Raw genomic sequence first — 23,700 nt, 5'->3', positions numbered from 1 at the left:
ATTTCTTCGCTATTATGGCAGGTGGTATTTAAATAATTTTACCATCAGGCCCTTACCACACTTTTTCAACACTCCTTACAAATCCTAACATTTGTTTTGACGTGCATTAGCTATAATGCGTGCGAAACATTTGTGCGTGATGAACAGCAACAATAAACGGAAATCTATTGGTGCTGATTTGGCATCGAATATGTGCTTGTTTGCATCTTTTTATGCATGAAATGTTTGCGTAATATATCGCCATATAAACATTTAGGACGTTTACTCATGAACAGATTAATCATTGTGTTGGCAATGCTATTTTCAGCATTTAGCTTTGCGTCAGACACTCCGTATCAATTAATTACCAAAGTAGGTGACGATTTATTTACCGACATTAAAGCGGTTAATAAAGATGGTAAAGCACAACCCGAAGTCATGAAGAACATCGTACGTAGTCGCTTAATGCCGCATATTGATGTGAAGTTTGTGTCGTTTAAATTGTTGGGCAAGCATATAAAAGGCTTGCAGCGTGCCGACGCGGTAGAGTTTATTGATGCGGTCGATAGCTATTTAGTGACCACTTATGCTAACGCCTTGTTGCAGTACAAAGGCCAAAAAGTTCAGTTTGAAGAGTTGCCGCTAAGTGGTGACAATGAATTCGCTACCGTAAAAGTGGTTATTAAAGAAACAACTGGCCCCGATATTGATATGCACTTTAAATTCAGGCAATCAAAAGATGGTAGCTGGAAAGTCTACGATATGGTTGCAGAGGGCATTTCACTACTGAGTGCTAAGCAAAAAGAAATTATTTCACGTATTTCTGAGGTGGGTTTAGCTCAGGTAACACAAGAGCTCAAAAACAAAGCGTAACAGTTTTAACTTTCCGACTTTTAAAGTTAAAAGTTTAAGAGCAGCGATGGCTGCTCTTTTTTTTAAAATTCTCGCGGCGACACAAAGGTACCTTCTTGGATGCTGTTGTAGGTTTTTTGAGCCAAGTCGTTCAAAGGATCGAGTGATTTACCAAGGCTTGCGATGTGATGCTCAATCGGAATAATATCGACACTATCAAAACCAGATAGCTTTGCGACTTTGGCAAAGGTATAAGCGTGCTTGTATTTTTCTTGTTTATAAAAAATGCTGGTTAGCGTTTCGTACACTTCCGGAGCCGGCTGTTGCCCTTTTTTGTTTAGTTCTAGTACGCGATACAGCAGGTCTACAGTTTTATCGTCGTCTATTTTGGCATAAAACGTAGCTAGAAATAATTGTATTTCGGGATCGTCTTTAACAACCTTTTGTTCTTGCATATTGAGCAATTTATTCAGTGCAGTTCTGTTGGCATTGCGTGACCAATGATAATAAAGCAACCCAGGGTGAGTCGTGTCGAGTGTTTCTTTAAAAATACGGTTGATTTCTTTTAGGCTTGTCAAATGAGCATTAACGCGAGAAGTAGTTTTTTCTTTTAGTTTGATGTGCTCAATTTTAGCGGCAAGAGAAACGCAACGATCGTAGTCTTCGAATAGTTTAAGTAACTGGTACTTATTTTCATCGGTAGGCTTTTTATATTCATGGTAACGCGCAACAATTACCTCCGCGCGTTCTTCTCTACAATGACTATCTGTGTTTAAGTCATTACAAAATCCAGGCGTTTCGTCGCAAACCCGACTTAACGTTATTGGGTTATCACAGCCTGCCAATAGCAATACAGACAAGACAATTGATTGTCTTAATGCCATGAGATTTCCTCTTGTCGTAATTTATTATAAATATTCTAGCCCAATGAATTGATGAGTAACAGTGGAGAATCACGGCAGTTTAAATTAGAATACGGGTGCCCGGTAGGGCTATCCGTTCAAAAAATTGTTTATTAGGCAGAAAAAATGACCTTATCTCACGAGCAAGAATATCAAAATAGCTGGCAAGAGCGCCAAGATTACGCAGAAAATATGCAACCAATTATTGGTCGTCTATATCGTAACTCTGGTATTGAAATTGCGGTTTATGGCCGTCCATTGGTAAACACAAGCACCATCGACGTGATCAAAGCACACAAAACTGTTGCACGTTTTGAAGAGCGTAAACTGCGCTTGCGCGAAAGCTTCCCTTTTTTAGAAGCGATCAGCAAAATGGATTTAGCACCAGCACGCATCGATTTAGGTAAACTAGCATACGGTTACATTTATAAGAATGCTGGTGAAGGCCGCTCAATCGAAGAATATCTTAACGCTGAGCTTGCTGAGCTAATCAACAAAGGCGATAGCCAAAAGCCTCGCGACGTTGTTCTTTATGGTTTTGGCCGTATCGGTCGTTTATTAGCGCGCCTACTTATTGAACGTGGCGGCTCTCACGCTGATTTACGCTTACGTGCCATCGTTGTTCGTGGCGGCCGTGATGGTGATTTAGAAAAACGTGCAAGTTTATTGCGTCGTGATTCTATTCACGGTCCTTTTAATGGTTCAATCACTGTTGACCATGAAAAGAGCGCGATTAAAGCTAACGGTAACTATATTCAGGTTATCTACTCAAATTCTCCAGATGAAGTAGATTACACCAAGTACGGTATTGAAGACGCGCTAATCGTTGATAATACGGGTATATGGAAAGATGAAGACGGACTTGGTCTTCACCTCAAATCAACTGGTGCTGCGAAAGTATTGTTAACTGCACCTGCTAAAGGTGACATCAAAAACGTCGTTTATGGTGTGAACAATCAGGATATCAAGAGCGAAGATAAAATTGTTTCAGCAGCAAGCTGTACAACTAACGCTATTACGCCAGTTCTTAAGGCAATCAACGACAAGTTTGGTATTAAGAATGGTCATGTTGAAACTGTTCACTCTTACACCAATGACCAAAACTTGATTGATAACTATCATAAAGCAGAGCGTCGTGGCCGCAGTGCAGCATTGAACATGGTTATTACCTCAACGGGTGCAGCTAAAGCTGTTGCTAAAGCACTTCCTGAGCTTGCAGGTAAGTTAACGGGTAACGCTATCCGTGTACCTACGCCAAACGTTTCTATGGCAATCATTAACTTAAACTTAGAAACAGCGACTGACCGTGAAGAGCTAAACGAGTTTTTACGTGACACATCGCTTTACTCTGAGCTACGTGATCAAATCGATTACACCGCTTCAACAGAAATCGTATCTACTGACTTAGTTGGCAGCCGTTATGCAGGTGTAGTAGATTCACAAGCAACGATTGTTGATGGCGACCGTGTTGTACTATACGTTTGGTATGATAACGAGTTTGGTTATAGCTGTCAGGTTGTTCGAGTTATGCGTGATATGGCGGAAGTATCATTCCCAAGTTTACCTCGCTAATACATTGATAGTCCTAAAAAGCCAGCATTTGCTGGCTTTTTTAGTTTTTGAACGTAGCAGGCTGTGATACTCTTGGGCCTATTACGTTACAGTCAGCTAACAAGAATTAACAGTGAAGTTCTCCCGTTCGAAATGAACGGGGTAAAAAATTAAGGTACATGATGAAGATCACCAGTAATTTTGACAGTGGTAATATCAAGGTGCTAGCAGCAAGCGAGCCACTTGATATTCAGTTGGAAATTAACAAAGACAATGAATCGGATTTCTTTCAGTGGTTCCACTTTCGCCTAGAAAGCACGCCATTTTTAGGGCATAAATTGCATATCAATGGCCTTGAAAAGTCGGCTTACCCAGAAGGGTGGGATGATTATCATGCAGTTGCATCATACGATCGTCAAACTTGGTTCAGAGTGCCAAGTCATCATGAGAATGGCCGTTTAATTATAGATTTTGAACCTGAATTCGCACATACCTATTTTGCGTATTTCACGCCGTATAGTTATGAGCGTCACCTAGATTTACTGTATTGGGCACAAAGTCATGACGTTTGCACTATCGAAACACTAGGTGAAACCCTTGATGGCCGTGATATTAGTTTATTGACCATTGGTGAGCCAGAACAAGGGAAAAAGAACATCTGGATCACAGCACGTCAACATCCAGGTGAAACAATGGCCGAATGGTTTGTGGAAGGCTTACTACATAAGTTATTGGATGATGAAGACCCACATGCAGCAGCATTATTGTCAAAAGCGGTGTTCCATATTGTGCCTAATATGAACCCTGATGGTAGTGTTCGAGGTCACCTACGTACCAATGCCGCAGGCATTAACTTAAATCGTGAGTGGCAGACTCCTAGTTTGGAAAAGTCTCCTGAGGTTTATCATGTGCTTAATAAGATGCATGAGACAGGCGTTGATATGTATCTAGACATTCATGGTGATGAAGCGCTACCTTATAACTTTGTAGCGGGTGGAGAAGGGATCCCAAGTTATGATGCGCGCATCAAAGAACTAGAAGACACCTTTAAAGCTGCGTTATTGACTATTACACCAGAGTTTCAAGATGAATTTGGCTATGATAAAGACGCACCGGGAGAGGCTAATTTAACGGTTGCATCTTGTGCTGTGGGTGAGGCATTTAAAGTATTAGCCTACACCGTTGAAATGCCATTTAAGGATAACGCAAATCTGCCAGACCCTCACTATGGTTGGTCAGACAGACGTTCTTACCAGTTTGGACAAGACACGCTTGCAGCGATTGTGAGCGTGGTAGATAAATTAAGATAATAATCAATTCAAAAAGCAGTCGTTATGCGATTGCTTTTTACGTATAACAACAAGAGGATGAGTCGTGGATGCATTTGGACAGTTTCTAGATTTTCTAGATAGCATTTTAGGGGGATCAGTCTGGTTCCCATATGTACTTTTAGGGGTAGGTTTATTCTTTACAATCTATCTCAAGTTCCCACAAGTTCGTTACTTCAAGCATGCATGCAAAGTGGTAACGGGTAAGTTTGATAAAAAAGGGGATGAAGGGGATACAACTCACTTTCAGGCACTTGCAACGGCTTTATCAGGTACAGTGGGTACCGGTAACATTGGTGGTGTGGCGTTAGCTATCTCTATTGGTGGCCCAGCAGCGTTGTTTTGGATGTGGATGACTGCATTTTTCGGCATGACAACCAAATTTGTGGAAGTAACCTTATCTCACAAATATCGTGTTAAAACGGATGATGGCACAATGGCTGGTGGTCCTATGTACTACATGGACCGCCGCTTAAATATGAAATGGTTGGCGATATTATTCGCGATAGCGACTGTTATCAGTTCATTTGGTACAGGAAACTTGCCGCAGATCAATAACATTGCGCAAGGTATGGAAGCGACATTTGGTATTGAACCGTGGCACACTGGGGGCGTATTGTCAGTGCTGTTGGCGTTGGTCATTCTCGGTGGTATCAAACGCATCGCGGCTATCACATCGCGCATAGTGCCAATCATGGCGGCCATCTATATAGTGGGTGCGCTAGCGGTTATTTTATATAATATTGAAAATATCGCTCCGTCATTTGCTGCGGTATTCTCAAACGCATTTTCTGGCTCTGCAGCGGCAGGGGGCTTCTTGGGGGCTTCATTCGCTTATGCTTTTAACCGAGGTGTAAACCGAGGTCTATTCTCGAACGAAGCCGGTCAGGGGTCAGCGCCAATCGCCCACGCATCAGCAAAGGCTGATGAACCTGTTTCAGAAGGGATGGTATCTATTTTAGAACCTTTCATTGATACCATTATCATTTGTACGCTAACGGGTTTAGTTATTTTGTCTTCAGGTGTGTGGTCTGAAAAATTTGATACCCAATTTGAGCGCTCATCAATGACCATCATTCAAGGTCAGTATAGTGAAAATGATGAACAGCAACGTCAAGAACTGTATCAATACCTTAACGGTGGTAAAGATCATTCGGTAGAGCCTTATACTGGTAACATTGAAGTGGTACAGGGCAAGGCGACAAGTGAAGACTTTACAATTATTCACTCACGTTCCATCGGTGAAAATATTCGCTTCGGCATTACTGAGCGCCATGTTTTCACTGGTACAGTCGAAGTAAACAATGGCAAATTAGTTGATGACAGCATCAGTATACGCGGTGAGTCCTTAGTGCACTCGGCTGAGTTGACAACTAAAGCTTTCAGCCGTGGCTTCTTTGGCGACAACGGTCAATATATTGTATCGATTGGGTTATTGATGTTTGCGTTTTCAACGGCTATAGCTTGGTCATATTATGGCGACAGAGCCATGATCTATTTGCTAGGTAGCCGCTCAGTAATGCCTTATCGAGTATTCTACGTGGCTGGTTTCTTCTGGGCGTCATTTGCTGATACTACCTTAGTATGGAAGTTGGCCGCGGTGGCTATTGTGGTAATGACTCTACCAAACTTGTTTGGTATTTTCTTATTACGCAAAGAAATGAAAGACTCGGTAGATGATTACTGGCAGAAATTTAATCGTGAACACAAAGAAGCAGCGTCTAGTGACCAAAAAAGTGACAATAAAAGCAACATGCGTGTAAACGAGTCGAATTGAACAAAGACATTCGAGTAGAAAACGAGTAAAATGGCGCCCACTATGGGCGCTTTTTTTGTAGCATTTGGAGAGTTATTTATGGCAATTGTAAAATGTCCTAGTTGCAGCAAATCCATCTCAAATAAAAGTAAGGTATGTCCGCATTGCCAGTTGCAATTGGGCGAGCTGACCGATGAGCAAATTGAACGATTAGCGATAAAAGAACGTACTAGTAAACAACAGAAGTTTATGAATCATTCGTTTTTGGCATTGATTTTATTCCTTGGTGGCTTTTTGTATATGTACTGGCACCAACCTGAGCAGAATTCATTGCAAATGATCGCGGCGCAAGGTGCCATTGCGATAGGTTGTGTGTGGTACTTGGTAAACCGAGTTGTGTTGATTTATTTAAAAAAGAAAAAGTAGCGATGAATATTGACAGTATAGTTAAAAGCTTAACGCCAGAAGTGTATGAGCGTCTTCAGTATGGTGCATCAACCGGCAAGTGGCCAGATGGCACGCCATTGAGTGAGGCGCAAAAAGCGCAAACGGTGCAATTAGTGATGCTATATCAGGCCAAAGTTGCTAAGAGTGACGAACAATTTACTATTAATGAGCGTGGCGAAATGGTTCAAAAGTCAAAACGTGAGTTACAACAAGAATTTAAAACCCAAAATGAAATAGCTAGGTTCAGTGAACATGATCTTTAAACACCTTTTTACGCCTAAATGGAAGCACCCCAAAACTGCGATACGTTTGGCAGCAGTTGATAAATTAGATACAGGGAAAGACGCAGAGGTATTACAAACCTTAGCCTTGCAAGATAGCTCAGCAGAGATCCGCAAAAAAGCATTGCACAAGGTTAATGATCTGGTGTTGTGGTGGCAAGCGTACAAGCAAGATCAGAACTTAAAAGAGCTGGCTGAGCAGCAGATTTCTAGTGCTGTGCTCAATAAAAATGACGAGTTAAGTGAAGAGATCCGTAGCGAGTATATTGATAAGTACGCATCTACCAAGCTGCTAGAGAAACTTGCTTTTTCAGAAGATGAAATACAATTTCGCGTAAAATTATTGAAACGTTTAGCAAATGTGAAGCTTATCGAACGTGCGTTCAAAGAAGGAAGCGAAGCATTACAACTCGCATTATTGCCTCTTACAGAGCAATATCAATTAGATAAAACTGTTTTGAAAAGCGCGCAAGGTGAGGCACAAAAAGAAATTGAGCTGCGCATTGAGCAACAAAGACTTGCCAAAGAAATGCCGCAACAGGTTGAGCAGCAAACCAGAATGGTTTTGGCAAAGCTGAATGCATTACGCGATAAATTTGATTATCAGCAAATTGATGAACAAGCCAAAGCATTACTAAAAGAGTGGCAAGAGATTGAACTTAAATGGCTAGACGATGAAGCAATCAAAGTACTCGACAAGAAGTTCACTAGCATTAGCAAAAAGCTTGAAGTACACATTGAAAAGCAAAAAGCTGAATTTGAGGCTGAGCAAGCTAAACAATTAGCAGAACAAGCCAAAGCAAATGAGATTAAAACGAGCACGGCTGCGATTGACGCGTTCGAACAACAGCTTGCTAAAGCGATTAGCGAGTTAGATGAGCAGCAAGGTCAAGCATTAAATGAGCAATTAAAACAGCTAAGTAATATGCTTGCTCAAAGCCAATTTGCCGATTGTCAGCAACTAGTTGTACAGCGTAAGCGGGTAGAAGGCTTTGCTCAGCAATTGACTCAGATCCCTGAGCTTATTGCGGCAAGCAAACAGATACAATCTGCTTTGGCGACTTTAGAGGCAATTACACCGACTGACGACAAAGAAAAGTTAGACGAAACACTCGCTGCACAAAAAGCCGCTTTTGGCGAATGTAAAGCCATTTTACGCCAACTTCCGGCTGGCGTACAAAAGCAAGCATCAGAGCAATTACAGGTTCTAAGCAAGCAGTTTAAGCAAGGTATTGCGCCTTTGCTTGATGAGCAACAAAGCCAGTTAAAACAAGCTAAGCGTAAAGGCAAAGATGTACAGCGTTTGATTGACCAGGGGCGTTTTAACGTTGCTTTTGGTGTATTTAACGGTTTCTTAGAGCATTATCAGCAGCTGACTGCCCACAATAAACAGAGTATCGAAAAGTTGTACACAAGCTTGGACGAGGCTTTGCAAGAAGTACGAGACTGGCAGAAATACGCAGCGACTCCTAAGCGGGCTGAATTACTTACTCAACTTGACGAAATGCTAACGCAAACAGAAGTAGACCCTAAAAAGCGCTCTGAAGAAGTCAAATTACTTCGTGTTCGCTGGAATGAGCTTGGTCGTATAGATACTGAAGAAGAAAAAGCACAGGCACAGCAGTTTGATGACAAAATTGAACAATTATTTGCCCCATGTCGTGAATTCTTCGCACAGCAAGAACAACAGCGTGAAGAAGCTAAGCAAGCACGCGTTCAAATCATTGACCAAATGAAAGCACTCGAAGTACAACCAACGGATGCTGAAGATTTTGACTGGCGTCAGTTTGAAAGCCAATTTAATCGTTTAGCAAAACAGTGGCGTTCGGCAGGCAGTGTAGATGGTTCGGTGTATAAAACACTCAATGGCGAATATCGCACTATCTACAGCTCAGTGAATGAACGTTTGAAGTCTTATCATCAAGCGAACGCAGCACTTAAGCAAAAACTGGTTGATCAGGCAAAGCAGCAATTAGAGTCTGAAGATTTAGCAGCTGCGTGTGAACAGTTAAAAGCGTTGCAAAAGCAATGGCAAAACATTGGTTTTGCAGGATCAAAACAGGAACATACGTTATGGCAAACCTTTAGAGAGCACAATGATGCTGTCTTTGCCAAACGTAGTGAGCAATTTGAGTTACAAAAACAACAGCAATCTGAGCATGAAGTGGAGCAGCAAGCACAATTAGATGCATATGCTTCTAAACTACATGAAATCGAGTCGGCTGAGCAGTTGGCTCAATTGGCTGGCGAAGTTTCGGCACTGGATTTGGTGCCTAGTTTGCGAAAACTCAAAGGGGCCTTGTTAGACAAAATTGCACAGCTACATCAACAATTGCAAGCCAAGCAAGACAAACAAAAGTATGTTGAACTTATCAGTGCAATCGAAGCGGGTGAGTCGTTGCCTGCCACTTGGCTGCAAAGCAACGTTAAAACGCATCTAACCCCTGCACAGCTTATGCTTCGATTGGAGATTTTGGCCGATGTTGATTCTGGACAAGAAATGAAAGCGCAGCGTATGGTTGAGCAAGTTGCTATGCTAGATGCCAAGCTTCAAGGTGAAGAAATGAATTTTGAAGAATGTTTAGCGTACTATCTTAGTGCTGCGCAAGCTGAACTTGATAGTGATAGGCTGCTAAGAGTCTTGAAAAAATAAAAACCATAGCTATAAAAAAATCCGATGCTTGCATCGGATTTTTTATGTCTACAACAATGTTCGCTTAGAAGAAAATATAATCTAAACGTACTGCCAATGTTCTGCCTTGTAAGAACTCAATGTATTTCTGAGCTGTCGTACTGTCACTTCGACTACGATCGCTTTGATATTTAATCGCTTCTTTATTGAATACATTATTGAGGTGTAAGCTGAGTTTGACATTGTCATTTACCTCATAGCGAGCAGACAAGTTAAACACTTGATATGCAGGTACATTGTCCCCATCTTTTGTATTAAAGTGAGCTTTGTACTTACCATAAGCACTTACATCTGCGCGAATAAATGCAGGTCGACCTCTAAATTCGAATTCTTGATCCAGAGCGATATAGGCGTTGTACTTAGGAACCAGTGCCATTTCATCGCCTTTACTTCCACCGATTGAATCATTGTCTTCAGTGAGCTCTGATTTGGTGTATGAAGCGTTGACGATAAGTGACAGGTCATTGGTTAAGCTTGCTTTAGATTCAAATTCAAGACCACGAGACTGAGCTGCACCGGCATTGGCTGTATAGGTGAAGCCGCATGTGTCCATATAAATGTCGGTTTTGATATCTGTCCAATCAATATGATATACCGCAGAGCTGAAGCTGAAACGTCCATCAAATAGAGAAGCTTTAATACCTAATTCATAGTTATCAATTGCATCAGAAGTATATCTGTTTTTACGCTTACCTGCTTTAGGATCGCTAACACAAGCCTGAGCTAATGGGCCATTGTTTCCACCTGGGCGATAACCTTCGGAGTAAAGAGCATAAACAGAGTAGTGTTTTTCCGGGCGCCAAGAGGCACTCAACTTATAACGGTTACCATCTTCTTCACCCGCAATAAGAGTTACGTCCTCTGACCATACCCCCTCAGTTTCAGTGTGACTGTAGTCTTCTAGGCTGAAACGACGCACACCAGCGTTAAGTTCAAACTCTCCCAAGTCTTGGGTTTGGAAGGTGTAGCTTACATCAGCAAACAGAGCTTGCTCTTCTTCCCATGCGCTGTAGCGCCTTAGGTTCCAAATTTTTGCCGGATCGCCAAATTTATCGATGCCCATTTGGCGAGCATCCACATCCCACCAATACTGGGCAGCAGCTGAGACTTTATCGCCAAGCTCTAGGTATTGCCATTGGTTATCGGGGGTATTCGGTTCTTCGGTTTTATCGTAAAAGAAGCCCACCGTCCAGCTTAGTGGACTATTAGCGTCAAGGTTTTGCAATCTCAACTCATGGGTCGTGCGTTCATATTCGTCATGATTAATGATCCATGTTTTGAACATATCAGAGGCATCAAGACGTGACCAGTCATCAAGAGAGTGGGTCTCGTAATCACGATAAGAACCTGTGTAACTCAATGAGGCAACATCAGCGATATTATCGACATTAATGGCGATAGAGAACAGGTCTGTTTGTTCTTCTTCCCAGTAATCAAAAGTGTTGTAAATAGAGTATTTATCAATTGCACCAGTGACAAATTCACTGCCTTGTACACAACGAACACGTCCCCAATCAGGGTTACATTCGTTCCAATTATGGGATACGTTATAGCCATATTTAGCGCTAGGGTCATCTTTGTAATCAAGACTGAAATACCCACCAGGTTTTGAGGTATCACCTAGTGTTGCGCCTTGAGGATTACGTTCATCTCTTATATAGGCAAAATTGATGGTTGTCCCTTCGACAGGTTGCCAAAGTAGTTGAGTACGCAGGAAACTGGTTTTGTTTTCTCTTTGTACACCAGTGGCTTTATTGACCATAGGGCCCATATCGTTACTGATGTTACCATTCACACGCATGGCTAGGGTATTGTCAACCAAAGGAATGTTTATACCCAAAGACATGCTGCTATCGTAGCCGTCAACGTCTTTTTCAGCGGCGCCTTGCATGGTGCCGAATAGCTCGAATTCATCAAGACGAGGCTTGTTGGTGATAACACGAACCGTTCCACCAATGGCGTTAGAACCATAGAGCGTACCCTGTGGGCCACGTAAAATCTCAACTCGTTCGATGTCTGCTAGATTGGTAAACTCGTACGGAATATCGTCAGTAAAAATAGCTGTAGTGTCTGGTGTGGTGTCATTACCACCGCTTAGGCCTCGAAGAATCAACTCGCCTCGCGGCGCAGCAGCACCAGCCAGTGTACGATAGATATCGCTGGCATCTAGATAGTTGCGGTTACTCATTTCAGCGGCTGACACAGCTGAGACACTCATTGGGATCTCAAGTATCGACTCAACCTTTTTTCGAGATGTCACCGTGATAACTTCTAGTGATTGTTGATTTTCATCGACCCCCGCATCAGCAGCGGCAAGGGGGGGTAACATGAACAGAGAGCTGAGAATAGCAGTGCTGATCAGGCTTTTCTTAAGTAACTTATTATTATTCATACATTTTCCTTGTGAACAATAGGTAATTATTGCGACGGTCAGATTACGGTAGTTTCTTTAATCAAACAATAATCTTTTTGTTATATTTCTAGTTACAAATGATGGGAAAATGCATATTAATTATAGAGTTACAATAGATGTAAAGTTGTTAAACAGTAGGGTTTATAGTTAATTCATTGATATTTAATGTTTTATTTTATTTTTGATAGGGTGCCTGAAGAAAGACAGACACCTTTTGTGAATGGAGTATAAATTCTATTTATAACGTTTAACTAGTTAACTGTGAGTTCAACAGCAATGTTACCTCGTGTTGCATTCGAGTAAGGGCATACCTGATGTGCCTTTTCAACAAGTTGCTCAGCTTCTTCTTTTGACATAGATGGGATGGTGACAGCTAGCTTCACGGCGATACCAAATCCACCTTCTATCGCACCGATATCTACTTGCGAGTCAATTTTAGTATCAGTAGGTAGAGATTTTTTGCTTTGTCCTGCAACAAATTTAAGCGCGCCAATAAAACACGCTGCGTAACCTGCTGCGAATAATTGCTCAGGGTTGGTACCTGGACCGTCATCACCGCCTAATCCTTTGGGTGTTGAAAGTTTCACGTCTAGGCGTGAATCGCTAGACTTTGCAGTACCTTCACGACCACCAGTGGCAGTGGCATGGGCGCTGTATGCGACAGATTGTAACGTATTCATAGTGTGCTCCTTGTGTATTTCAAAAAAATAGTTTGCATGCAAAGTATATTCGTAAAAATCAAATTTGCAAATACTTTGTGTGCAAAATAAAATATAATAAGAGGTAAATGCTATGAATGACAGCCAACTTAAACTAGAAAATCAGCTATGCCACCGCCTTTATATGGCGGCCAATGGAATTGTAAGAAGTTATCGGCCTTTGCTTGAGGCCATTGATTTAACCTATCCACAATATGTAGTAATGATGGCGATGTGGGAACACGATAAACTAACCATCGCGAGTCTGCTTGAGAAAACGGCCATCGATGGTGGAGCAATGACATTGATCTTAAAAAAAATGCTTGCCAAGTCTTTGTTGGATATTGTTAGAGACGAGCACGATAAGCGTAAAAAATGGGTGACATTAACCCAGCAGGGGCGGCAACTTAAATCTCAAGCGTTGCAAATACCAGAGCAAATTCGCTGTGGCTTTCCAAATGTCAGCACCGAGGAGCTGCAACAGCTGACTCAGCTCTTGGATAAGGTGTTGGTTGATTTATAAAAATATGGATATAGTGAGCCAAGTTACTATCGGGATAAAGTACTTTTAGATTAGCAGTAGCAGCCACAGTGAGAATAAATACTATATAAACGGCTTTCGCTCTAATAAAAATAGCGCAAATAAAGGCGCTACTAAAAATAACTTGTGAGTTTAGGGGAGCATACATGTCAAAGGTGATTAAACTTTTATTTGAATACAGTGCATAAGTTTTACATACTGAATGTAAATAAATGGTAAGAGGTCAGAGGTGGTGAGCATGTCATTATTCATCAGAACGACCTAAACAATGGAGCGCGTTGTGTATGAAGAAAGTTTATCTCGTGATGGCAGGACTGATTGCTGTACTGCTGATATGGTTTTTATCTGACGAGCAGTCAAGCAGTGAAGTAGAGCCTACTGTTAAGCTTAAAAAGGAAGTCAGTGTGCCTATGGTTGGGATGTTCCCCGGTGCAGTAACACAACCAAAGGCGCAGGTATCAGTTAAGCCAGAAGCTACACAAACAACTCGCCAACTGAGCGAAGCGGCACAGCATGTAGCGACGCAATACGAACAGACACTGAAATATCCCCCTTATTCTCAGCCGTTAACTGAACATGATGAAGATAGGCTTAATCCAAATTACTTTTACCCCGTGACAAGTTTAGTCGAAGGCAGTGAGCAATCCTTAAGTGTTAAGCTGTCCAAATATCGTTATGTGTATCCAGAAGACATAGTGGTTGAAGTAACGGGCCCTGAGTTAAAACAGGTAGAGCTTAAATTGGTTGATATTGATACTCAACAGGAATATGCCTCGACGATTCTACAAAGTAGCCCATTTACAGGTCGTTTCAAAGGGGAGAAGCAATTCCCTCGTGCTTTGCAATTGGTTGCGAGCGCCAAATTTGCAGATAAAAAAGTGCCTGTAGTGGCACAGTTTCAATATATGCAACCCACTGCAAAAATTGTCGATGTATCAGATGTTTACCCACAAAATGATAACATGATAATTGAACTGAATTTAGATGTGAGCAACCCAGGTACTTATCGAGTAAGAGCAAATTTATTTACAACAGATGGGCAGCCTTTAGCGCACCTCGTGAGTAAGGAAAAACTGTCAAAAGGTTCGCAAAGCTTAAAGCTAAAGGCACATTGGTCAGTACTTAGGGAAAATACATCGAATATGGTACTGTCAGGTTTTGTTGTTGAACGAATGTCCCCCAGCCCTGCAGAGCCTGCAAGCTACGGTAGTAGTGACATAAAAACTTATGAAATTAAAGACTTTGCATTCGATAGCTTACAACAACTTCCATATCAGGCGTCCTCCAAAGAGCAGCAAAGCTTAGAGTTTTTACGTCATCTTGCCAGTGAAGGGCAATTGTAGCAGATAGAGGTTTATCTAATTGCCTTTAAAAACGCATAGAAACGTTTATTTATCTTCAATAAGTAGCTGTTTTAGGTGGTTTTAGGTGATTATTTCGTCAAGTTTTACTTTCCTAGCGCCTAGGTATTTGGTTGATTTCTTTGCTATTAATTTATGAATGTCCAATTTATCGTTCATTAAAATATCATTTTTGTAAATTTAATGTTGAAATTTGAGTTTTTGTTAAACATACTGAAATGACTCAGTGATATGAGGTCTGATGTCTGAGTTCATAAACCAATAATAAATAAATACTCAGGAGTTTACATGAACAACAAATGCAGCAAGTTGAGCATAAAGGCCGTAGCCGCTTTTATGTTGTGTGTACTGAGCAGTTTTGCAGCGCACAGTAACGAATATAAAACTATCTTGATCCACGGGTTTCAACCGGATCAGCTCCTTAATCCCAATGGTACGAATGTAGTTAGTGATGGTCAGTCGTATTGGACATCTTTTTGGGGCAATAAGGCGGATGAGCGAATAGATTGGCCATCATACGAGCGTTTAGAAGGTAAAATTGCGACAGACTGGTTATGGCCAAAATTAAAGCAGTTTTCTCAATCAAATCTTTGCGAACCGGGATGTGTCTTGTTAACACACTCCACAGGTGACTTAGTTGCACGTTACATCATCGATAATCAGGCTAATTGGCTAGAAAATGCCGGCCTTCAACCATTGAACATAGTTGCGACCTTTGATATTGCAGGGGCAGGTGGAGGGAGTGAACTGGCTGATACTGCGGTGAGCGCATTAATGGGCGGGCACTTTTGGGATCCGCTTGTAGAACAAGCCATTAAATTGTGGCTAGGCAGCACTACGGTGGATGCGCTGGGTATCTTACATGATTTAAAAGTAAACAATGCTCGTAAAATAGCCCCTCAGCCGTCAAGCCGTGCACCACGCCTGCGCTTTGTCGCTAACTCTAGTGATTACTATGGTGTAACGAGTCCATTTCTAAAAGGTAGTGATGATGGTGTGGTGGCATCTCACTCTGCATGTGGTGCCAGTAAGGCGGCAAAATTTGGTAGTTGCTCACAACAAATCGCCATGGATGGTCAATTGAAGACTCAAGATGATGCTGTCAGCGGCTTTATGCCATATCATTACCCGTTGGTCATGGCAGATGGATATACTCATGGCACTATTCGAGAAGCAGGACACCACGGCAAGGTGACTATTGCACAAAATAACATTGACGTGGCTGGAAACAACGTCGGTTTTCAAACTTATGACAAGAGCACAGGCTTTTGGGTCTTTAAAAAGCACTACCGTTATGTAAAAGACTCAGAAACACTTGGTGTATCTGAGCTAATTAATAACGTACTTCCATAGTATCCCCGACCATAAAAACGGCGAGCTCTCAAAAATGCTCGTCGTTTTTATTCATGACCGCCAGCGATTTGTTACGCTGTGAGCAGCAGTAATATAGGTTTACCTATCTCTTACCAGTAAGCTGGTGAAGGCTTCATTTATATCACTAAACCTAAAGTGATAACCTGATTTTAGTACTCGCTTGGGCATTACGGCCTGTCCGTAAATGAGCAAGTCAGCCATCTCACCAAACATGAGTCGAAGTGCTTTCTCGGGCATTTTTAATAGAGTTGGCCTGTGTAATACTTGCCCAAGTGCTTTGGTAAAGTCTAGATTGCTTACCGGCGAAGGTGCTGTGACGTTAAATACACCACTAAGTTCACGATGCTTGAGTAGATATAAAATAATATGCACCATGTCATCAATGTGGATCCAAGACATCATTTGCTCTCCGCTGGCAAGTGGTCCGCCTAATCCAAACTTGAAAGCCGGAAGCATTTTTTTCAGAGCCCCCCCATGTTGACTTAGTACAATTCCAGTGCGCAAAATACATACTCTGGTTTGTTCGCTTTGTGCACTTAGAGCGAGATCTTCCCACTGTTTACATAGTTGATGACTAAATTCTGGATGTGGGTGCTGACAGGTTTCATCAATGATCATATCGTTGTCTTGCCTACCATAAAATCCAACAGCGCTGCCAGAAATTAGTGTATGAGGAGGGCTCTCAGCCGCAGCAATTTTATTCACTAATTGTTCTGTGATATCTAACCTACTTTCACAAATTGCGCGTTTTTGTTTTGCGCTCCAACGTTTATCTGCGATAGGCTCGCCCGCAAGGTTAATCACAGCATCAATGTCGTTAAAATCGATATGACCTAATGTGTCTACACAGGTGACACGGCTTCTAAATTGTTGCTGAGCTTTAACTATATTTCGGGTTAATACGCTGACTTGATGCTTGTTGTACAAAAAACGGCACAGCTGATCGCCGATTAAGCCGGTTGCGCCAGTTACCAATATATTCATAACACGGTGCTCTAAATCTTTTTCTATATCATTAGTGTAGGTAATTTACGTTAAATACTGAATAAAGATCAGAACGTTTTATTTTGCGCTAGTTTCCATTACACTTTGAAAAAAATAATAAGGAAGTGAAGTGTCTTCATTATCTGGAATAAATAAGAGTCTCGTTGTTTTGGCGTCATTGGTTATCGTGCTCGCAGGCATAAAACTAGCCAGTGATATTGTGGTGCCTTTTATACTCGCTGCATTTATCGCCATTATTTGTAATCCACTATTGAAGTTTTTTGCGCGTTTTCATATTCCAAAAGGGATCGCAATTATTCTTGTGATAGCACTAGTGCTGGCAATTGGCACCAGTATAGCTGGGTTAGTCGGACAATCTTTAAATGACTTTTCTCAGCAGTTACCAAGCTACCGAGAGCAATTGCAAAACAAATTTATCTGGCTGGTCGACACCGCGGCTCAGCACAATATTCTGATAGACAAACAGCAAATTATTTCTTTGTTTGATCCAGGTAAAATGATCGATATGGCCTCGTCAATGCTGACCGGGTTAGGTGGCGTAATGGCCAATGTGTTTTTGATTATTCTGACTGTAGTGTTCATGTTGTTTGAAGCACCAACAATTGCAAATAAGGTCCATTTAGCGCTTGATGACCCTGAAATGAAGTTAAAGCAGATAGATCGCTTTTTGGAATCTATCAACTCTTATCTAGCGATAAAAACTTTGGTGTCGTTAGCGACAGGTATATGTGCTTCACTGCTGTTGTGGTTATTGGACATAGACTACTTTATTCTCTGGGGCGTTGTCGCTTTTCTACTCAATTATATTCCAAATATAGGTTCTATTATTGCCGCTATACCAGCCGTTTTACTGGCTTTGATCACGCAAGGACCACTCATCGCAGGCTTGGTTGCTGTGGGCTATGTCACTATAAATACAGTGATGGGCAATATTGTGGAGCCTAAGTATATGGGGCGGGGATTGGGACTATCCACGCTCGTGGTATTCTTATCTTTGATCTTTTGGGGTTGGTTGCTTGGTACCGTTGGTATGTTGCTTTCAGTGCCACTCACTATGGTGGTAAAAATTGCATTAGAAAATAGCGAAGATGGGCATTGGTTATCGACCCTGTTAGGTAGTTCAGAGCAGTGACCCTAGTAAGGCATCTGTAAATCTTCAATGTGCCTAGTTAGCATTCGTACGGTACATTTTTTATGTACAATAGATGCCTTTATAGAGTTTGGTAAAGTATACAGGTAACGCCATTTACAGGTGTCTTCCATATATTGCTCTTGATAAACAACCGCTCTTTTGATTATTGGCATCAATTGCGTGTTGCCTGTTTGCTCTTGAATGATTTCTATGTCATGAAGTAACTTATTGATCCAGCTTTGCTGGTATCTACGCAACATATCTATATTGCTATCAAGGCATTGAATATAGACTTTAGAGTCAATAGGGTGGAAGCTCTCAAGCCCCGAGCAGTCGGTTAAGGAGACGTCTATAGGATTTGCATTGACCATTAGTGGAGATAGACAAAGTATCGCCGAGCTAATTTTTCTCATAATTGAATTCAATTAAAAACCTCGCACCTGAAAACTTAGAGCTTCCTATCTCCATCGTACCGTGGTAAGAATTAACTAAGTCAGATACAATCGCCATCCCGACTCCGTGGCCAGCTTCGTACGTATCTAAACGGCTACCCCTTTTGAGCAACTCAGAACGTTGGTGCTCTGGTATACCTGGGCCATCATCTTCAATTTCGAGCACAAGGGTTTGGTTTTTATCAAAACGCACACAAATCTCTACACGTGTCTTACATGCTTTACAAGCGTTGTCGATAATATTACCCAAAATCTCCATTAAATCTGTTTTATCACCCAAAAAGGCGAGTTTTTCTGTGCACTGCGAATTAAAAGTGATGTCCTTATCATGATAGACCTTTTTCATCGCATTTAAAATTGAGTCGAGCACAGGTTTTATCAATGTTTGCTTTTTCCAGGTGTCTGATGCGCCGGTGGCAGCGCGTTTAAGCTGATGTTCTATCATGGCGTTAATACGGTCTAATTGCTCCTGAGCTTCCTCATCATCAGCCAATTTACTGGACTTTAACACTGCCAATGGTGTTTTTAGCGCGTGAGCCAAATCGCTTAGTGAGGCCCGATAACGCTCTTTTTGTCGACGCTGAGAATCAAGCAGTAGATTCAGATCAGATTTAATGGTTAATAGTTCTTTTGGATAGGTCCCTGTGATTTTCTCAATTTTTCCGGCTTCAATTTCTTTTATTTCTTTGTCTAATCTTTGTAGAGGTCTTGCATTCCATATGAATCCAACCGCCATCAGAGCGGCGATTATCACGCCCATGACTAGCGTCCAATTAATAAGAGTAGTTCTAAAACCAGACATCAGTTCGAGTAGCGCTCTGTTATCTTTTAGCAAAATGAATCTAGCATGTTGGGAGTAATCAGCATTCCCTAAAATTACGGTTAAGCTAAGTTGCCAATATTTTTGTTTGCCATATTCAACCAGCTTAAATTCAGCAGCACCTGCTTCAGAGTCATCAAATATGGGCGAGATGGAAAGATTCACCGCTGACTCCGAGTACCATACTAAACTTTGCCCTTGATATATGAGAGCGAAGGTATCTGAGTTTATTCGATTCAACTCTGGGGCGAGAATAGTACGTGGCATTTCAATGCCATCTTCTAAAAACTCCACTTCAGAAATAAGCGAGTATAGATGCGCTTCAAGAGTTTTTTCTGTCGCCTCTACTAAAGATGCATGATAGGCACGGCCAATTGAGAAAAAAAGTGCAGGCAGTGCTATTACAAGCACAAAGACAAGGATGAATCCTTGCCTTATTTTTAGGGAGATTTGTGCTGGTTTTACCACTGAGTTTTAAACCTGTATCCTCTACCGCGTAGGGTCTCGACGGGGTTGAGCACACCGTCCGGGTCAAGTTTCTTGCGCAGTCGTAGTACAAACACTTCAATTACATTAGAGTCCAAATCAAAATCTTGATCATAAATATGCTCAGTCAGCTCAGATTTAGAGATCACCTTTTGAGGATTTACCATCATGTATTCAAGCACTTTATATTCGTATGCTGTTAAAGACAGTTCTTGTTCGCTCACCCACACTTGTTGAGAACGGGTGTGAATTTTAATGGGTCCAATACTAATTTCTGGATTAGCTTGGCCTGCGCTTCTGCGGATCAAAGCATTACAGCGTGCAATAAGCTCTTCAACATGGAAAGGTTTTGTTAAGTAGTCATCAGCACCCGCATCTAGACCTTCAACTTTATCTTGCCAGCGGTCGCGAGCTGTTAAAATTAAAATTGGGATTTTTATACCGGCGGCTCTGGCGCGTCTGATAATTTCAATACCATCAAGTTTAGGTAAGCCAAGATCGATCACAGCCATGTCTAGTGGGTATTCAGTTAAGTGGAATAGACCTGACTCGCCATCGTGACACAAATCTATACTGTATTTTTCTTTTTCCAGAGCCGAACGCAGGTTTTCAGCCAACTGTATATCATCTTCGATTACTAAAATTCGCATTTTTAATCCTTCTTGACTGTCCCAGTTTTCTTATCGACGCGGATATCTACTACACGGCCATCATCTCGCAAGATTCTGACTATGTAATCGTCACTTTGTTCAGTGATTTTTAATGTTCTACCCTGACATTCAGCTAAGGCAAGCTCGACGGCTTGTCTTTTACTAATAGGTTTACTTTTTGGTGTTTGACCAAGTACTTGTGTACATGTAAGGCAGATAAAAAGCAGGGAACAAACTGACAATCGCATTCTACTAAGCTCCACGAGGTTTGGGTTGCTTAACAATTAACGCCCAGTTTATGACGGGCGTTATTAACCAAAACTGAACTAAGGCAGTACTTTTTTATATGGCTTTACAACACTATGTGCGTATACACCAGCGGCTATATATGGATCTGCATTAGCCCAAGCTTGAGCATCAGCCAAGGAGGCAAATTCCGCAATCACTAATGAACCGGTAAAGCCTGCTTGACCTGGATCTTCACTATCAATTGCGGGTAATGGACCCGCTGCAAACAAGCGGTTTTGTTCTTTAAGATCAGTTAGGCGAGCAAGATGTGCAGGCCGAGTAGCGAGACGTTTTTCCAAAGAGTTTTCAACGTCAGTGGAGTAAATCATATACAGCATAGGAGCGAATCAAGGTAAATTAAATAAACGCTTATATTAGTCTGCTTTGCTCTGTAATGTAAATGCTTCAGGGAATTTGTCTGCTCCTTTGTCCTTTTACACTTGAAAACCGCACGTCAAGGCTGGTAGAGTCGCTCGGATATTCCGAAAAAATAATAATAAGGTTTTCCGCATGAGTGCAAATCGTGAGCATTTTAGCTCTCGACTGGGTTTTATCTTAGCGGCCGCAGGATCAGCGGTTGGTATTGGTAACCTAGTTGGTTTTCCCGTGTCAGCAACAAAAAATGGCGGTGGCGCCTTTCTATTGGTTTATGCCTTGTTCGTTGCTTTTATCTGTTTGCCTGTAATGATGGCTGAAATGGCCATGGGCCGTAAGTCGCAAAAGGATCCTTACGGTGCATACAAAGAGCTTTCTGGTGGCGATAAGCGCTGGTCTATTGCAGGGGCATTAGCTGTATTAACTCCATTTATGATAGCTGTGTTCTACATGGTGATTACAGTGTGGATTTTTGGATACTTGGTGCAAACGGCAATGGGTAATCTTGATGCCTTGGCCAACCCCAGCCACTTTGGACAATTTATTAATCAAACCAGTGTGTTTTGGTACATGTTATTAGTGGGCGTCATTGTAAATTTGATTCTCGTTGGTGGTGTGAAGGAGGGGATTGAAAAAGCAGCTAAGTTTTTGATGCCAACCTTGTTCGTGTTGTTGGTGGGACTGGTTGCGTATGTCTTAACTCTTGATAATGCCATGGCTGGTGTACGCTATTACATTGTACCTGATTTTTCTAAAATGAATGCCAGTGTGCTTAACGGAGCATTGTCGCAAGCTTTCTTTTCGCTATCTTTAGGTATGGGTATTTTAATGACCTATGCATCCTACATCTCTAAAAAAGACGATATTGTAGGGGGAGCTAAAATGGTGGCTATTGCAGATTCATTAGTAGCCTTCATAGCAGGCCTTATGGTGTTGCCAGCCATATTCAGCTTTAATCCAGCAACTAATACTGACGAATTATCCGAGTCGTCTGTGTCTATGATATTTGAATTCTTACCAAAGATTCTGTTAGCACTGCAGACAGACATCGGTTATATGGGGGCGTCTATCGTTGCTTTCATATTCTTCTTACTGGTATTTTTCGCGGCAATTACCTCTTTGGTATCAATTGTTGAAGTGCCAACATCAGCATTAATGGAAGAAAAAAATGTTAGCCGTAAGATGGCGCTACTGATTTTGGCTGCATCAACAGGTTTATTAACCGTGTTGTGTACTATGTCTTTTGGCATGGTTGATGAGTTAACCAAGTTTGTCAGTTATGGTGGAGCTGATAAGAGCATGTTCGACCTTGTCTATGACGTATTCTACGACACGATCTTGCCGCTCAATGGCCTTATGGTTTGCCTATTTGTGATTTATCGTTGGAAGAAGGCAAACCTATCAGCTGAGCTTGCACAAGGTTGTGAAAGCTATACAGGAAGCTTTGTGGAGAAGTACGTTAACTTCTCATTGTCCACTTTCATCCCAGTGGTATTGTTAGTGATTTTTGCAAACACAGTCACTACCAAGTTTTTTGCCTTTAGTTTGTTTTGATTATAAACACTATCGCTTTATAAAAGCCGGGGTATTCCCCGGTTTTTTAATGTCTGAATCACAATCATTTTGATCAGTGCTGCTGCACTTTAAAAGGTGATCCCTGAGTCTAAATACCGCCCCAATCCAAGTGTGAATATCCATAAACCCCATAAGCTGTGCTCAAGAACGCATACCATCAGGGAACGACTATGGGCATATGTGTATGAAAACAATAAACCACCTGCGAATGATAAGGCGATGGCAACCCAATTATCGTAGACGCTATGGGCGAGGGCAAACACGGTTGCACTAAGAATGATACGCGAGTTTTTTTTCGGCAGAATACGCTTGTAGCGGTGGAAGAAATAACTTCTGAATATGAGTTCTTGTGGTAGCACCGACAAAATTGGGTAAGCCACGAGCAAGTAGAGCCACTGAGTTGTGGAATTCAGTGGTAAGGCAAACCAGTTATCTTGATTAAATAAACCATACAGCATGGCTGAAAACAGCGCACCGCTCAAGAAGGTAGTAAATAAACGTCGCTTGATGGTCGAGAACTGTCCCAAGCTGGTGAGCCTAAAGCGTTTGAAGTGTGGGTCATTTAAGAGTAAAAAGCAGCATATTATCATCAAGATAATAAGTGCTGGGATCAACCAATTTGCCAAATAGTCACGAAAAATATATGCCAAGCTTGGTAAACAGAAAAAAATTAAAAACAGTTCACACCAGCGGTATTGACTTGCGTTCAAGGACATTCTCGCTTTGTATTGTTTTACAAAAA

The 23,700-nt window shown here is 41.6% G+C and carries 22 protein-coding genes; 12 read left to right on the top strand and 10 right to left on the bottom strand.

The window, feature by feature from the left end:
* Positions 1-267: 267 nt before the first annotated feature.
* Positions 268-852: an MlaC/ttg2D family ABC transporter substrate-binding protein gene (locus BIW53_RS12310; RefSeq protein WP_070992325.1), complete on the top strand. Its 585-nt coding sequence runs from the start codon at positions 268-270 to the stop codon at positions 850-852.
* A 62-nt stretch (positions 853-914) separates the two neighbouring features.
* Here the strand turns inward: BIW53_RS12310 and BIW53_RS12305 are convergent, their stop codons facing one another.
* Entirely contained in the window at positions 915-1,715 is an 801-nt protein-coding gene (locus BIW53_RS12305; RefSeq protein WP_070992324.1) for a DUF2989 domain-containing protein, read from the bottom strand.
* A 144-nt stretch (positions 1,716-1,859) separates the two neighbouring features.
* Between BIW53_RS12305 and BIW53_RS12300 the strand changes: the two genes are divergently transcribed.
* The 6 genes from BIW53_RS12300 to BIW53_RS12275 all read left to right on the top strand — a co-directional run bounded on the left by BIW53_RS12300 (position 1,860) and on the right by BIW53_RS12275 (position 9,749).
* The gene (locus tag BIW53_RS12300; protein WP_070992323.1) at positions 1,860-3,305 is read left to right on the top strand and encodes a glyceraldehyde-3-phosphate dehydrogenase; all 1,446 of its coding nucleotides are present in this window, start codon (positions 1,860-1,862) and stop codon (positions 3,303-3,305) included.
* Between the two features lie 161 nt (positions 3,306-3,466).
* The gene (locus tag BIW53_RS12295; protein ID WP_070992322.1) at positions 3,467-4,594 is read left to right on the top strand and encodes a M14 family metallopeptidase; all 1,128 of its coding nucleotides are present in this window, start codon (positions 3,467-3,469) and stop codon (positions 4,592-4,594) included.
* A gap of 64 nt (positions 4,595-4,658) precedes the next feature.
* On the top strand, positions 4,659-6,389 hold the full coding sequence (locus BIW53_RS12290) for an alanine/glycine:cation symporter family protein (RefSeq protein WP_070992321.1): 1,731 nt from the start codon (positions 4,659-4,661) through the stop codon (positions 6,387-6,389).
* A 78-nt stretch (positions 6,390-6,467) separates the two neighbouring features.
* Complete coding sequence (locus BIW53_RS12285) at positions 6,468-6,794, top strand: hypothetical protein (RefSeq protein ID WP_070992611.1); 327 nt, start codon at positions 6,468-6,470, stop codon at positions 6,792-6,794.
* Between the two features lie 2 nt (positions 6,795-6,796).
* On the top strand, positions 6,797-7,078 hold the full coding sequence (locus BIW53_RS12280) for a YeaC family protein (RefSeq protein ID WP_070992320.1): 282 nt from the start codon (positions 6,797-6,799) through the stop codon (positions 7,076-7,078).
* Complete coding sequence (locus BIW53_RS12275; protein ID WP_070992319.1) at positions 7,068-9,749, top strand: DUF349 domain-containing protein; 2,682 nt, start codon at positions 7,068-7,070, stop codon at positions 9,747-9,749. The genes BIW53_RS12280 and BIW53_RS12275 overlap by 11 nt, the downstream gene beginning before the upstream one ends.
* Before the next feature lie 64 nt (positions 9,750-9,813).
* Here the strand turns inward: BIW53_RS12275 and BIW53_RS12270 are convergent, their stop codons facing one another.
* Both BIW53_RS12270 and BIW53_RS12265 read right to left on the bottom strand, forming a co-directional pair.
* Positions 9,814-12,180 (bottom strand): TonB-dependent receptor, encoded by a 2,367-nt coding sequence (locus BIW53_RS12270; RefSeq protein ID WP_070992318.1) that lies wholly within the window; start codon positions 12,178-12,180, stop codon positions 9,814-9,816.
* Between the two features lie 272 nt (positions 12,181-12,452).
* Entirely contained in the window at positions 12,453-12,881 is a 429-nt protein-coding gene (locus BIW53_RS12265) for an organic hydroperoxide resistance protein (protein WP_070992317.1), read from the bottom strand.
* A gap of 112 nt (positions 12,882-12,993) precedes the next feature.
* Between BIW53_RS12265 and BIW53_RS12260 the strand changes: the two genes are divergently transcribed.
* The 3 genes from BIW53_RS12260 (at position 12,994) to BIW53_RS12250 (ending at position 16,154) form a co-directional block, all read left to right on the top strand.
* The gene (locus BIW53_RS12260) at positions 12,994-13,422 is read left to right on the top strand and encodes a MarR family winged helix-turn-helix transcriptional regulator (RefSeq protein WP_070992316.1); all 429 of its coding nucleotides are present in this window, start codon (positions 12,994-12,996) and stop codon (positions 13,420-13,422) included.
* Between the two features lie 302 nt (positions 13,423-13,724).
* A complete protein-coding gene (locus tag BIW53_RS12255; RefSeq protein ID WP_070992315.1) occupies positions 13,725-14,783 on the top strand; it encodes a hypothetical protein in 1,059 nt (352 codons plus the stop codon).
* A gap of 306 nt (positions 14,784-15,089) precedes the next feature.
* Positions 15,090-16,154 (top strand): hypothetical protein, encoded by a 1,065-nt coding sequence (locus tag BIW53_RS12250; protein ID WP_070992314.1) that lies wholly within the window; start codon positions 15,090-15,092, stop codon positions 16,152-16,154.
* Positions 16,155-16,253: 99 nt separating this feature from the next.
* Here the strand turns inward: BIW53_RS12250 and BIW53_RS12245 are convergent, their stop codons facing one another.
* Positions 16,254-17,159, bottom strand: coding sequence for a TIGR01777 family oxidoreductase (locus tag BIW53_RS12245; RefSeq protein ID WP_070992313.1), 906 nt, complete (start codon positions 17,157-17,159; stop codon positions 16,254-16,256).
* Between the two features lie 130 nt (positions 17,160-17,289).
* Between BIW53_RS12245 and BIW53_RS12240 the strand changes: the two genes are divergently transcribed.
* Positions 17,290-18,312, top strand: coding sequence for an AI-2E family transporter (locus tag BIW53_RS12240; protein WP_070992312.1), 1,023 nt, complete (start codon positions 17,290-17,292; stop codon positions 18,310-18,312).
* A 2-nt stretch (positions 18,313-18,314) separates the two neighbouring features.
* On the opposite strand, the gene BIW53_RS20695 is transcribed toward BIW53_RS12240, so the two are convergent.
* The 5 genes from BIW53_RS20695 to BIW53_RS12215 form a co-directional block, all read right to left on the bottom strand.
* Positions 18,315-18,725 carry a hypothetical protein gene (locus BIW53_RS20695; protein WP_070992311.1) on the bottom strand — a complete coding sequence of 137 codons (411 nt, stop codon included), beginning with the start codon at positions 18,723-18,725 and terminating at the stop codon, positions 18,315-18,317.
* Complete coding sequence (locus BIW53_RS12230) at positions 18,712-20,052, bottom strand: ATP-binding protein (RefSeq protein ID WP_070992310.1); 1,341 nt, start codon at positions 20,050-20,052, stop codon at positions 18,712-18,714. The genes BIW53_RS20695 and BIW53_RS12230 overlap by 14 nt, the downstream gene beginning before the upstream one ends.
* On the bottom strand, positions 20,046-20,720 hold the full coding sequence (locus BIW53_RS12225) for a response regulator transcription factor (RefSeq protein ID WP_070992309.1): 675 nt from the start codon (positions 20,718-20,720) through the stop codon (positions 20,046-20,048). Before BIW53_RS12225 ends, BIW53_RS12230 begins: the two co-directional genes overlap by 7 nt.
* Before the next feature lie 2 nt (positions 20,721-20,722).
* Positions 20,723-20,968: a PepSY domain-containing protein gene (locus BIW53_RS12220; protein ID WP_070992308.1), complete on the bottom strand. Its 246-nt coding sequence runs from the start codon at positions 20,966-20,968 to the stop codon at positions 20,723-20,725.
* 78 nt (positions 20,969-21,046) lie between these two features.
* Positions 21,047-21,346, bottom strand: a complete 300-nt coding sequence (locus tag BIW53_RS12215; RefSeq protein ID WP_070992307.1) for a YciI family protein — start codon at positions 21,344-21,346, stop codon at positions 21,047-21,049.
* Between the two features lie 172 nt (positions 21,347-21,518).
* Here BIW53_RS12215 and BIW53_RS12210 point away from each other — a divergent pair, with 172 nt between their 5' ends.
* The gene (locus BIW53_RS12210; protein WP_070992306.1) at positions 21,519-22,937 is read left to right on the top strand and encodes a sodium-dependent transporter; all 1,419 of its coding nucleotides are present in this window, start codon (positions 21,519-21,521) and stop codon (positions 22,935-22,937) included.
* An 89-nt stretch (positions 22,938-23,026) separates the two neighbouring features.
* On the opposite strand, the gene BIW53_RS12205 is transcribed toward BIW53_RS12210, so the two are convergent.
* Positions 23,027-23,668 (bottom strand): CPBP family intramembrane glutamic endopeptidase, encoded by a 642-nt coding sequence (locus BIW53_RS12205; RefSeq protein WP_070992610.1) that lies wholly within the window; start codon positions 23,666-23,668, stop codon positions 23,027-23,029.
* Between the last annotated feature and the right edge of the window lie 32 nt (positions 23,669-23,700).

Origin of the sequence: Pseudoalteromonas byunsanensis, assembly GCF_001854475.1 — a bacterium.
GTDB classification, from domain to species: domain Bacteria; phylum Pseudomonadota; class Gammaproteobacteria; order Enterobacterales; family Alteromonadaceae; genus Pseudoalteromonas; species Pseudoalteromonas byunsanensis.
This window is presented reverse-complemented; position numbering and strand designations above follow the sequence as displayed.